The sequence below is a fragment of the Pelagibius sp. 7325 genome, from assembly GCF_037652055.1.
Taxonomy (GTDB): Bacteria; Pseudomonadota; Alphaproteobacteria; order Kiloniellales; family Kiloniellaceae; genus Pelagibius.
Genome location: NZ_JBBKAH010000003.1, coordinates 612,865 through 624,615 on the forward strand (window position 1 = coordinate 612,865; position 11,751 = coordinate 624,615).

Sequence of the window (11,751 nt, forward strand, 5' to 3'; positions counted from 1 at the left end):
TCTCTAGGGCAATAAGCCCTAAAAATCCTCCTGAATGGTCTGCCGCCACTCGCCGAGCCACGACAGCTCGTCGAGGAAAACCATGAGCTTCACGCACAGCGCCACCGGGTGTGGGATCCTTGCCTTTCCCGAGGCCCAGCGGCGCACCGTCCGGTCGTTCACCCTCAGCTCCTTCGACAGCGCGGTTTGCCAGCGCCCCGCTCCGTAGAGGCGGGTGCAAAGCTCGCGCAGCTGCTCGGCCGTCATGGCCTCTTCGTCATCCGTGGTTTCGGGCACCGCGATCCGTCCTCATTTCAGCGTCGCATTCCCAAGAGTATAGGGCAATTTGCCCAGACAGACAAGCCATACAGGGCATTTTGTCCGAGCCCAGAAAACTGAATTGGACATAATGCCCTATTTATTGGCGCGAAATGCGCGATCTAATCCCTATTTCGGCTATTATGCCCTAGTTTTTGAGAATATGCGGTGATGACATGAAGTAAATTTTCTGGCGGATGTATTTTTTCATTGACGAGCTGACTGCGGCGGCGTATATTCTAGTCATCGTTCGGACAGAGAGACAAACCCATATCGCATTCCTGATCTAAGTACTCCGCATCGCACCTTTTGTCTCGCATTCCACGCCGACCGACATCGCATATTCAAGAACTGGGGGTCGATTTATTCGACCCCCTTTTTTTGACTGGAGTTACGACGAGCGACCGCACTTTCGCCGCAGATTTCCATTGGGGGTGAGGACATAGGTAATGACCAAGCTTTCCGAGACGCTGACCCGGGACCGGCCGCCGCAGAAGGTGCTGATCGGTGCCCGCCTGACCGAGATGCAGCTCCGGCCGCTGCTCGATGCCCATGCCCGCTTCCAAGCCGGCCGCGCCGACGGGCGGCGCGCGGTGCTGCTGCGCTGCGACCTGAGCGGGCTCGACCTGCGCGGCGTCGACCTCAGCGGGGCCGACCTCGTCGAATGTGACTTTGCGGGCAGCAATCTGACCGGCGCCCGCCTGGACGGGGCGACCCTGAGCGGCTGCCGATTCGCCGACAGTCTGCTGAACGGCACGCGCTTTTCGGGCGCCGACCTGACGCGGGCAGATTTTCACATGGCCGACCTGCGCGGCGCCGACTTCAGCGAGGCTAAGCTGACCGACACCCGTCTGGAGAACGCCCTGCTGGGCGAAAGCCCGGAAACCGGCCTGCCGACCAACATCGATACCCGGATCCTCGACCGGGCGATCGAACGGCGGCGGCGGCACTAAGCGGGCTGCCCACAAAAGGCGGGGGGTGCGGAGGCGGTGCACGCAACCCTCAACGGCGGGCTTTGTTCCCGCCGCCGCTATGCACGCCACTGTTGCGCCTGCCGATGAGACAGCTAAGCCTTTGAATAAACCTGCGGTTGGCAAATGTCAGCCGGCGTTAATGTCTCGTTAGCGTCCCAGCCCTAAATTGTTGCCTAAAGAATGGTTAACAATTCGGAGTGAGGTTCCATGCGCTGGGTTATGACGGCACTTATGCTCTGCTTCGGTCTGGTTTTGGCTGCCGCCGAGCCGGCAGCCGCTGCCGAGGAAACACCGACACACCTGGATGGTGTGACCATCGTAACGCCCGACGAGCTGCGTCCGCTGCTCAACCAGGGCGTCCGGGTCTACGACCTGAGAAAGAAAGCGTCTTACGCCGATGGCCACGTGCCGGGCGCCGAGTACGCCGCCGACCACTACGACGCCACGGCCACCACCCTGGACACCCGTTTCCTGGGGCCCGACAAGAACGGCCGCATCGTCTTCTACAGCCATGGCTCGACCGGCTGGAAGAGCTATTGGGCCGCCCTGCGGGCAGCCGAGGCCGGCTACAGCAACGTGATGTGGATGCGCGGCGGTTACGCCGACTGGGCGGCGGGGGATCATCCTGTCGCCCGCTGACGCGGGCGCCGTCCCTATCGTCGCCGTTTTCGTCCTTTGACGTTGCCGAGGAGAGGACTGGCAGGTGCTTGGCCGTGCTCGAGGTTGGGGCTGGTTTGGACGCATCAGGACCCAGGCGCAGATCGCCCTGCTGGTTTTCCTGGTGGTTCTTGTCGCCCAGTTCGCGGCCCTCTCCTATGCCTTGCAGCGCGACCACGCCCTCATGCAGGACATCGTCGAGCAAAACGAGTCCTCACGGCGGACCATCGATACCTTTTCCGACGACCTTGCCTCGCTCAGCTATCGAATCATCGGAGTCAGCGGCGGCATCTATGCCGCCCAGAGCATCGCTTACGAGCTGCCTGATTTCGGCAAGCGCTTGATTTCCGGCTGGAATCGGGTGGAAAGCCGGCTATCGAGCTTTTCGGATGACGCAACGCGTCAGCGCGCCGCGCGCGCAATCGCCGGGTTGCCCGCCTTCCTGGAGCGCACCCGCGGCCTGTTCGAAGAGATCGGCCCGGTGCCGACGCCCGACGAGTTGCTGCTGCTGGAGCACAACCACGACGAATGGCTCGACTACCGCACGGCACTCGCGATCTTCGCCGAAACCGTGCGCCATCGCGTGGCCGAACATTCCGCCGCTAATTTCGTCGAGTTGAAGGCGATCCAGGCCAAGCTCTCCATCTGGTCGGCAGCGGCCTTCTTCAGCGGTCTCGTCGCGCTCGGCATCACCTGGTACATCCTTGTCTTCCTCATCGGCCGGCCGGTGACCCATCTGGTCGGTGCGATGCGGCGCATCGCCACCGGCGACACCACGGCACCCGTGCCCAACCTCGGCCGCGCCAACGAGGTCGGCGACATGGCGCGCGCAGTGCAAGTGTTCAAAGAGAAGTCGATCGAGAACCAGGTCCTGCAGCATGAAGAGGCCCGGCGCAGCGCCGAACTGGCCAACGCCCGCGACCAGGCGCAGACGGCCAACCGGGCAAAGTCGGAGTTCCTCGCCAACATGAGCCACGAGTTGCGCACGCCGCTCAACGCCATCATCGGCTTTTCCGAGATCATGCTGCGCGAGCTGCACGGCAGCCTGGGCAGCGACCGCTATAACGACTACGCCCGCGACATCCACCAGAGCGGCCGCCACCTGCTGGAGATCATCAACGACATCCTCGACATCGCCAAGGTGGAGGCCGGCAAGCTGGAACTGCGCCACCTGCCGATCCGCGTGGACGAACTCTTCGACTCCTGCAGCCGCCTGATGGCCGAGCGCGCAGAGGCCGCCGGGGTTGCCCTGGTGGTGGAGCCTCCGCGGGAGGTCCCCCTGCTGCTGGCCGATGATACCCGCGTGCGGCAGATCCTGCTCAACCTGCTGTCCAACGCCATCAAGTTCACCCCCAGCGGGGGCACCGTGGTAATGCGCGCCAGCCAGGCCGACGACGGCAGCTGCGAGTTGCACATCGTCGACAACGGCATCGGCATGACCGAGCAGGAAATTTCCCTGGCCATGCAACCCTTTACCCAGATCGACAACTCCCTGTCGAGACGCTTCGAGGGCACCGGCCTGGGGCTTCCCCTGACAAAAGCGCTAGTAGAACTGCATTCAGGTGAGCTAAGGTTGAACAGCGAACGGGGCGTTGGCACCACAGCCAGCATCCGTTTACCGCAACCGGCAGGAGAAGGACGCCAAACCGCAGAAGCGCAGGCGCACCCGCCAGAAATGAAAGCGGCGCCCCCGGCCCAGCTGGCCCGGGCAAGTCGCTGACCAGGGGGATCGAACTTGCAGGGGGGCAGACAGTGCAAGAGAGGGAATCGCCAGGGCTCTCGCCCGAGAGAACTTGGCGTCAACGTCTGAGAAGCGATTTCGCTACCGCCCTTCTCCACTGGTCCATCGTCGCACTCTTCCTCGTTAACCTTGTTACCGGCCTGCGCATCGCCGGCGATGCCACCGACGCGAGCTGGTCGCACGCGCTGTCGGGCATGCTGCCGCAGGGCAACGTCTACATCCTCCATCTGTGGTCCGCCTGGGCGCTCGCCGCCTTCTGCATCGGCTACATCGCCTTCCTGGCCTTCGCCCAGCTGGCACCGCGCGTCGCCATCGATGGCAGCCGGCTGCGCGCGCTCAAGTCGCACGACCGCCGCACCCGCTGGCAGGCGATCAACGTGCTGGTGTACTGGATCGCCTTCCTGCTGATCGGCGCCGCGGTGGTCTCCGGGAGCCTGCTTTATTTCAACATCGCGCCACTGGATCAGCAGACCCTCACCACGCTGCACCGCGTCCTGGCCTGGAGCCTGGTCGCCTACGTGCTGCTGCACATCGCCGCCCAATGGGCCATGGCCGGCTGGCGCGGCCTGCTGAAGATCATCACGCCGCGCATCGCCTACGTGGCGGCCGCCTGTATCGCCGTGGTCACCGCCAGTGCCGTCGCCGCGGCGATCGTCGCCGTCGACCAGGCGACCCTGCCCGCGCTGGTCATCGCCAAGACCGACAGCCCGCCGCGGCTGGACGGCCTGCGCGATGAGGCCGTATGGCAGAGCGCGGCAACGGCGCGCGTCGAAACCCATAATGGGCAGAACCTGCCGCAGGGCAGTATCCCGGTGCTGATCAGCGGCGTACACGACGGCGAGTACGTCTACCTGCTGTTCGAATGGCCCGACGCCACGCGCAGCCAGAAGCACCTTCCACTGCAGAAAACGGCCGAGGGCTGGCGCGTGCTGCAGAGCGACTATGCGCGCCAGGACGAGAACGTCTACTACGAGGACAAGTTCGCGGTGATGCTGTCGCGTGATTCGCACCTCGCAGCGCTTAGCACTTCGCATCTCGGCCAGCAGCCGCTGGACGGGCGCCCCGGCGGCCCCAACGGGCGCGGCCTGCACTACACCACCGATGGCACCCTGGTCGATGTGTGGCACTGGAAATCGGTGCGCAGCGGCCCGCTGGAGCAGATCGACGACAACCACTTCGGGCCGCCGCTGTCGCCGCCGGACGATCCGGCGACACGCTATACGGGGGGCTACACTCAGGACCCCAAAACCGCCGGCGGCTTCACCATGAACTGGCGGAAGTTCGACGACGGCATCGTCGAGCCACGCTGGCTGCCGCGCTCGCCGGAGATCCTGCAGCAGCGCATGGGAACCATCGATCTCGACCCCGCGGCCAGCGACGAGGGGGCCTGGTGGCTGCCGCGCGCGCTGGTGGTCGATGCGACGCCGGAACTCGACGCCCTCTTCCCCGTCGGCACGGTGATGCCCAGCGTCATCGCCGAAGCACCCTTCGAGGGCGACCGCGGTGATGTAGCGGCGGTTGCCGAGTGGCGCGACGGCTGGTGGCGCATGGAGGTGAAACGCCGGCTGTCGACAGCGTCCGACTACGATGTCGCCATCGCCGACGGTACCTACCTCTGGGTTTCGGTGTTCGACCACACGCAGACCCGCCACTCGTTTCATTTGCGTCCGCTGCAGATCGAGCTTCGTTAAGGACGGTCCGGGGCAGCATCAGGGGAACAGCCGGAAAGACGACCATGCCGAAACTCACCATCCGCCAGTGGCCGCTTCCGATCGAAACCGGCAAGGCAACCATCCTGGATGCCGCCCTCGACGGCGGCGTGCCCTTTCCGCACGGCTGCCGCACCGGAGAATGCGGCACCTGCAAGTGCCTGCTGCTGTCGGGCGACGTGGCGATGAAGAATTACGACAGCGCCGTGCTGAGCAGCGCCGAGAAGGCCGCCGGCTTCGTCCTCGCCTGCCGCGCCCGGCCGCAGAGCGACGTGCACGTCGCCTGGCTGGGCGGCACCGTTGCCGTCGATCTGCCGGTGCGCCGCCTCAGTGCCCAGGTGACCAACGTCGAGCAGGTCAGCCCGCTGGTGAAGCGGATCTATCTCTGGCCGGAGGAGCCTCTGCAATTCGCCGCCGGCCAGTTCGCGCGCCTGAAGTTCGCCGGCCTGCCCGCGCGGGCCTACTCCATGGCCAGCGTACCCGGCGACGAGGTGCTGGAGTTCCATGTCCGCGTGATTCCCGGCGGCCGGGTCAGCGAGCACATCGACCGCCAGCTGAAGCCAGGCGACCCGGTGCAGATCGAGGGCCCCTACGGCAGCGCCCATCTGCGTCCCGACGACGAGGGGCCGCTGGTCTTGGTCGCCGGCTCCTCCGGCCTCGCCCCGGCCAAGTCGATTGCCCGCACGGCGCTCAACAGCCAGCCGGACCGCTCGGTGCGGCTTTATTTCGGTGTGCGCGGCGAAGCCCATGTCTACGACGAGCGCGAACTTAAACTGCTGGCGGCGCACCACAGGAACTGCACCGTCGAGACGGTGCTGTCGGAGCCCGAGGGCGAGACGACGCGGCGCCGCGGCAACCTGGCCGAGGTGGTGCTGGCGGACCTGGAGCGCAATATGGACGCGCAGTTCTACGTGGCCGGCCCGCCGGAGATGGTCGACGCGGTCACGCAGGCACTGACGGACGCCGGCGTCGCCCGCGCGCAGGTGCACGCCGATCCCTTCCACGTGACCGGCCCGCAGGCAGACGACGCGGCTGCCCGGCCCGGCAGCTTCAACAAGCTGCTGGATGGCATGCGCGGCCTGTTGAGCGTGGGCCGCCTGCGCCACCCCAAAAGCCGCGAGGCCTTGTTGCCGGCCACGGTGTTGCCGGAGGCGGCCCCTCTGGGGGCGCTACCGGCCGCCGCCAACGGCCAGCCCGACGATGGCCACGCCAACGGGCAAGGATTGAGTCAGGTCACCGGCGCGGCTCCGGCCGTCATCGGGCGAGCGGCCGACCGCCGGTAAGTCGGCTGACCGCCATCCAGGCGCGATGCCGCGCCCAACTGGCTGCGGCTTCCGGCGTTATCTTTGGGGGTATGAGGACGGCCTGCCCGGGTGGGCTGCCGTCTGTTGCGCCGGACCAATCTCCTGAGGTGGCTGACACTGCCAAGTCCTTGGAAAGATTGGTCGGGGAGAGAGGATTCGAACCTCCGGCCCCTACGTCCCGAACGTAGTGCTCTACCAGGCTGAGCTACTCCCCGGCGCGGCGCGTTATAGCGGCTCCCCAGACGCTTTGCAATCCTGGCGAACAGGGTTTCTGGCAGGCTGTCGCCGGACTGCGGAAATGCCGGCCACCGCCGCGCTTTACCCGGTATTAACCATGGGGATTCCCCGCGCAGCACTTTCTGGTTAGTGCCGGTACTGTCCTGTTGACCTGGGAGCGAGAATGGGGCGGGATGCACCCCGCTTCGGCCCCGGTGTCAGGCGCCGCTGCCGCGCACTCATGCCGCCGATCGCACCGCGGTCCTTTTACTGCCGTCCTTTTTGTGAGGAAGTTATGAGGGCGATTCGACGGGCGGTGGCCACCGCCGTCATTGCGGGTATCTGCGCCGCCGGCCTGGGCTGGTTGGGCGGCGGCCTCGCCGTCCTGCCGGCTGCTGCTGAAGACTTGTCCCTGTTCCGCATCGGCACCGGCGGCATCGGCGGCACCTACTACCCCATCGCCGGCTTGGTGGCCCAGGCCATCAGCAACCCGGCCGGCACCTGCGAGTCGGGCGATACCTGCGGCGTGCCCGGGCTAGTCGCGGTCGCCCAGTCGTCCAGCGGATCGGTCGCCAACGTGAAGGACATCGCCGCCGGCCGCATCGAGTCCGGCTTCGTGCAGTCCGACGTGGCGTTCTGGGCCTATGCCGGCACAAATGCCTTCGCGGACGAAGGCCGCCTCAACTCCCTGCGCGCCATCGCCAACCTCTACCCCGAATCCTTCCATCTGGTCGTGCGGCGCGACAGCGGCATCGGCCGCGTCGGGGACCTCGCCGGCAAGCGCGTGGCGCTGGACCAGGCAGGATCCGGCACCCTGGTCGGCGCGCGGCTGGTGTTGGAGGCCTTCGGCCTGACCGAGCAGACCCTCGAAGTCTCCTACCTGAAATCGGACGACGCGATGGACAAGCTGGCGGCCGGCGAGCTGGACGCCTTTTTTCTGATCGCGGGATATCCCGCCAAGGTGGTGCAGTGGGCCGGCGAGCAGATGGAGATCAGCTTGGTGCCGATCAGCGGCCCCGAGACCGCCACCCTGGTAAAGCTCAATCCGTTCCTGCAGAAGGACAGCATTCCCGCCGGGGTCTACGGCGGCGTCGGAGCGGTGGAGACGCTGTCGGTCGCTGCCCAGTGGATCACCCGCAACGACGTCAGCGCCGAGACCATCTACGGCATCCTCGATGCGCTGTGGCGCAGCGACGCGCGGCGCCTGCTCGACCGCGGCCATGCCAAGGGACGCAGCATTCGCCTGGATACCGCGCTGGAGGGCATCGGCCTGCCGCTGCACGAAGGTGCGCTGCAATTCTATCAGGATATAGGGCTGATTGAGCGGCAGAGAGCAGCGGACCGCGCGCCCGGCTGAGCGCGCCGCGGGCTGAACGCGCAGATCGTTCGTCTGCAGCCCTTCCTGTCTGAAATCTCTATGCTGTAAAGTCGTACTCTGTAATGAATCTAAATACCTCAACTTACTGTGGTTTGAGCTTGTGAGCCTCAGAGCCATGGGCTAGCTTCGGACCGCTTCGGTGAACCTACAGCGGCAACAACTTGCGAGGGCATCGAAGGGGGAAATTAACGATGCCCGCCAGCCGTGCCGGCGGGTGCGAAACGAACGGGAGGACTTTTCTAATGCGCATCCGCAAGACGATGAAGCTCGCCGTCTCGGCGCTGACGGTCGGGGCCGTGATGGCTCTCGGCGTCGCCGGCGATGCCGAGGCCCAGGACAAGACCGTCCGCTGGAACCTGGCGAGCGCTTACGGCAGCAAGCTGAAGCAACTCGGCACCCTCGGCGTGCGTCTCGCCGACCATATGGAGACGGTTTCCGGCGGCTCACTGCAGTTCAAGCTCTACGAGCCCGGCGCCCTGGTGCCGGCACTCGAGATGTTCGATGCCATCTCCGCCGGCTCGGTCGACGCCGGCTGGTCGACGCCCGGCTACTGGACCGGCAAGGACGAGACCTTCGCCCTCTTCGCCGCCGTGCCTTTCGGCCCGCGCGCGGGCGAGTACCTGGGCTGGTATTACCATGGCGGCGGCAAGGAGCTCTTCGACGAGCTCTACGCCCAGTACAACATCAAAGGTGTGATGTGCGGCGTCATCGCGCCGGAGGCTTCCGGCTGGTTCCGCAAGGAGATCAACAGCATCGACGACCTCAAAGGCCTGAAGATGCGTTTCTTCGGCCTCGGCGCCAAGGTGATGGAGAAGATGGGCGTCTCGACGCAGCTGCTCGCCGGCGGCGACATCTTCCCGGCGCTGGAGCGCGGCTCGATCGACGCGACCGAGTTCTCCATGCCAGCCATCGACCTCGACCTCGGATTCTACCAGGTCGCCAAGCACTACTACTTCCCGGGCTGGCATCAGCAGTCGACGCTGTTCGACCTGATGATGAACAAGGACAAGTACGACGCCCTGTCCGACACCCAGAAGGCGCAGATCGAAGCCGTGTGCGGTGACAACATCCGTGCCGGCCTGGCCGAGGGCGAAGCCATCCAGGGTGCCGCGCTGGCCGAACTGCAGGAAAAGGGCGTCACGATCCACCGCTGGTCGCCGGAAATTCTTGCCGAACTGGAGAAAGCGTGGAACGAGGTGGCCGCGGATCTGGCCGCATCGAATCCCAACTTCAAGAAGGTGTGGGATTCGCTCTCCGCGTTCCGCACCCAGTACAAGGTATGGGGCGACCTGGGCTACCTGTGATCGGGATGCCTGGCGTTCCGGACCTGTCATAGGTCTTTGGCTCAAAGAACTTTGATGGGATAGCGCCGGAGACTCGGCAACGAGCTCCGGCGCTATTCCTTTTTGGTTTCCGCCCTGGAGGCGGCTGCATTCCGGACGAGGGGAATCGGCTATGGAACTGCTGATAAGGGTCAGCGACGGGCTGGACCGCGTCATTACCAAGATCGGCAAGATCGCGGCCTGGGCCGGTCTGGCCCTGATTCTGGTCACCATCTTCGACGTGATAACCCGGCGCTTTTTCGTCTTGGGATCGACCAAGCTGCAGGAAGCGGAATGGCACCTGCACACCATCCTCTTCGTCTTTTGCCTCGGCTATGCCTATCTGAAGGATGCCCACGTCCGCATCGATCTGGTGCGCGAGAACCTCAAGGAGCGCACCCAGTGGTGGCTGGAGATCCTCGGCTGCCTCTTCTTCCTGCTGCCGTTCTGCGGCCTTGTCATCTGGTTCGGCATCGACTTCGTCGAGCGCGCTTACAGCACCAATGAAATCTCGGCCTCGGCGACCGGCCTGACCCACCGCTGGCTCATCAAGTCGACCATCCCCCTCGGCTTCACACTCCTGGCGCTGGCCGGCATCGCCACCCTGCTGCGCAAGGTCGTCGAGCTGTTCGGGCCCGAGGACCTGCGCCGCAAAGTTCACGAGATCGAGGAAGCCGAGGTCGAGCACCTCGACGAAATCGTGCCGACCGTCCTGCGCGACCAGGATAGCCCCCCGCGCAACGGGGAGACCCGGTAATGGCGTTCGATCTCGTCTACTACCTGCCCCTTTTCATGTTCGCGGCGCTGGGCATCCTTCTGTTCAGCGGCTATCCGGTCGCTTTCGTACTGGGCGGCGTCGGCCTCACCTTCGGCTTCATCGGCATGATGCTGGATGCCTTTTCCTTCATCCAGTTCTTCAGCCTGCAGTCGCGCATCTGGGGCGGCATCGCCGAAAGCCTCGTACTGACGGCGATTCCGATGTTCATCTTCATGGGGACGATGCTGGAACGCAGCGGCGTCGCCAGCGACCTGCTGCACTGTCTGCAGGTACTGTTGCGCCGCGTACCCGGCGGCCTCGCGCTGTCGGTCACCATCATGGGCACGGTGATGGCGGCGACCACGGGTATCATCGGCGCGTCGGTGGTGATGATGACGCTGCTGGCGCTGCCGGAGATGATCAAGCGCAACTACAACATCCCGCTGGCAACCGGCACCATCGCGTCTTCGGGCACCCTGGGCATTCTGATCCCGCCGTCGATCATGCTGGTGATCATGGCCGAGCTGCTGGCGCGCTCCGTCGGCAATCTCTTCGTCGCAGCGATCATTCCCGGCTTCCTGCTGGCCGGCTTCTACATGCTCTACATCCTGATCCTCTGCAGCTGGAAGCCGAAGCTGGCGCCGCCGCTGCCCGAAGATGAGGGGCCGAGCACGGCCGGCGGCATCGCGGCGATGGTGCTGCGCTCCTTCATTCCGCCGCTGTTTCTGGTCTTCCTGGTGCTCGGCTCGATTCTCTTCGGCTGGGCCACGCCGACCGAGGCGGCCGGCGTCGGTGGCGCGGGGGCGATCTTCCTGGCGATCCTGAAGCGGCGGCTGAGCTTTTCCGTGCTGAAGGACGTGGTGGAACGCTCGGCCCTGACCGGCGGCATGCTGTTCGGCATTTTCCTGGGCGCCACCTGCTTTTCCTATGTGTTTCGGGTGCTGGGCGGCGACTTCCTGGTCACCGACCTGATCGAGCACATGGGCCTCGGCCCCTGGGGCCTGCTGCTGGTCATCATGGGGCTGGTGTTCTTCCTCGGCTTCTTCTTCGACTGGATCGAGATCACGCTGATCGTGCTGCCGGTGTTTGCACCGATCGTCGCCGGCCTGGACTTCGGCGATCACGTGCCGCAGCGCGAGGTCGTCTACTGGTTCGCCATCCTGCTGGCGGTGAACCTGCAGACCTCGTTCCTGACGCCGCCCTTCGGCTTCGCCCTCTTCTACATGAAAGGCGTCGCGCCGCCGGAGGTGAGGATCCAGCAGATCTACAAGGGAATCATTCCCTTCGTCCTGCTGCAGCTTGTGGGCCTCGGGCTGGTCATGGCCTTCCCCGACCTGGCGCTCTGGTTGCCCCGGGTGCTGCTGAACTGAAGCCGGACAATAGAAAACGGCGCCGG

10 protein-coding genes and 1 tRNA gene are annotated in these 11,751 nt (G+C 65.1%); 9 read left to right on the forward strand and 2 right to left on the reverse strand.

What is annotated here, in order from left to right:
* Positions 1 to 18: 18 nt before the first annotated feature.
* On the reverse strand, positions 19 to 276 hold the full coding sequence (locus WDC82_RS11960; protein ID WP_340117546.1) for a hypothetical protein: 258 nt from the start codon (positions 274 to 276) through the stop codon (positions 19 to 21).
* A gap of 470 nt (positions 277 to 746) precedes the next feature.
* On the opposite strand from WDC82_RS11960, the gene WDC82_RS11965 reads away from it, so the two are divergent.
* From WDC82_RS11965 to WDC82_RS11985, 5 genes are all read left to right on the forward strand, one after another.
* Positions 747 to 1,250: a pentapeptide repeat-containing protein gene (locus tag WDC82_RS11965; RefSeq protein WP_340117547.1), complete on the forward strand. Its 504-nt coding sequence runs from the start codon at positions 747 to 749 to the stop codon at positions 1,248 to 1,250.
* 228 nt (positions 1,251 to 1,478) lie between these two features.
* Complete coding sequence (locus WDC82_RS11970; protein WP_340117548.1) at positions 1,479 to 1,910, forward strand: rhodanese-like domain-containing protein; 432 nt, start codon at positions 1,479 to 1,481, stop codon at positions 1,908 to 1,910.
* Positions 1,911 to 1,974: 64 nt separating this feature from the next.
* Positions 1,975 to 3,648: an ATP-binding protein gene (locus WDC82_RS11975; RefSeq protein WP_340117549.1), complete on the forward strand. Its 1,674-nt coding sequence runs from the start codon at positions 1,975 to 1,977 to the stop codon at positions 3,646 to 3,648.
* Positions 3,649 to 3,680: 32 nt separating this feature from the next.
* Entirely contained in the window at positions 3,681 to 5,360 is a 1,680-nt protein-coding gene (locus tag WDC82_RS11980; RefSeq protein WP_340117550.1) for an ethylbenzene dehydrogenase-related protein, read from the forward strand.
* 44 nt (positions 5,361 to 5,404) lie between these two features.
* Complete coding sequence (locus tag WDC82_RS11985) at positions 5,405 to 6,661, forward strand: 2Fe-2S iron-sulfur cluster-binding protein (protein ID WP_340117551.1); 1,257 nt, start codon at positions 5,405 to 5,407, stop codon at positions 6,659 to 6,661.
* A 159-nt stretch (positions 6,662 to 6,820) separates the two neighbouring features.
* On the opposite strand, the gene WDC82_RS11990 is transcribed toward WDC82_RS11985, so the two are convergent.
* Positions 6,821 to 6,897, reverse strand: a tRNA-Pro gene (locus tag WDC82_RS11990).
* A 296-nt stretch (positions 6,898 to 7,193) separates the two neighbouring features.
* Here WDC82_RS11990 and WDC82_RS11995 point away from each other — a divergent pair.
* The 4 genes from WDC82_RS11995 to WDC82_RS12010 all read left to right on the forward strand — a co-directional run bounded on the left by WDC82_RS11995 (position 7,194) and on the right by WDC82_RS12010 (position 11,725).
* Positions 7,194 to 8,255 carry a TAXI family TRAP transporter solute-binding subunit gene (locus WDC82_RS11995; protein ID WP_340117552.1) on the forward strand — a complete coding sequence of 354 codons (1,062 nt, stop codon included), beginning with the start codon at positions 7,194 to 7,196 and terminating at the stop codon, positions 8,253 to 8,255.
* Positions 8,256 to 8,518: 263 nt separating this feature from the next.
* Positions 8,519 to 9,580 carry a TRAP transporter substrate-binding protein gene (locus tag WDC82_RS12000; protein WP_340117553.1) on the forward strand — a complete coding sequence of 354 codons (1,062 nt, stop codon included), beginning with the start codon at positions 8,519 to 8,521 and terminating at the stop codon, positions 9,578 to 9,580.
* A 151-nt stretch (positions 9,581 to 9,731) separates the two neighbouring features.
* The gene (locus WDC82_RS12005) at positions 9,732 to 10,355 is read left to right on the forward strand and encodes a TRAP transporter small permease subunit (RefSeq protein WP_340117554.1); all 624 of its coding nucleotides are present in this window, start codon (positions 9,732 to 9,734) and stop codon (positions 10,353 to 10,355) included.
* Entirely contained in the window at positions 10,355 to 11,725 is a 1,371-nt protein-coding gene (locus WDC82_RS12010; RefSeq protein WP_340117555.1) for a TRAP transporter large permease subunit, read from the forward strand. The genes WDC82_RS12005 and WDC82_RS12010 overlap by 1 nt, the downstream gene beginning before the upstream one ends.
* Positions 11,726 to 11,751 lie beyond the last annotated feature (26 nt).

Excerpts from the sequence above, each read along its gene's own strand:
- WDC82_RS11985 (WP_340117551.1), top strand. The coding sequence starts at position 5,405 with ATGCCGAAACTCACCATCCGCCAGTGGCCGCTTCCGATCGAAACCGGC.
- WDC82_RS11995 (WP_340117552.1), top strand. The coding sequence starts at position 7,194 with ATGAGGGCGATTCGACGGGCGGTGGCCACCGCCGTCATTGCGGGTATC.
- WDC82_RS12005 (WP_340117554.1), top strand. The coding sequence starts at position 9,732 with ATGGAACTGCTGATAAGGGTCAGCGACGGGCTGGACCGCGTCATTACC.
- WDC82_RS12000 (WP_340117553.1), top strand. The coding sequence starts at position 8,519 with ATGCGCATCCGCAAGACGATGAAGCTCGCCGTCTCGGCGCTGACGGTC.
- WDC82_RS11970 (WP_340117548.1), top strand. The coding sequence starts at position 1,479 with ATGCGCTGGGTTATGACGGCACTTATGCTCTGCTTCGGTCTGGTTTTG.
- WDC82_RS12010 (WP_340117555.1), top strand. The coding sequence starts at position 10,355 with ATGGCGTTCGATCTCGTCTACTACCTGCCCCTTTTCATGTTCGCGGCG.
- WDC82_RS11965 (WP_340117547.1), top strand. The coding sequence starts at position 747 with ATGACCAAGCTTTCCGAGACGCTGACCCGGGACCGGCCGCCGCAGAAG.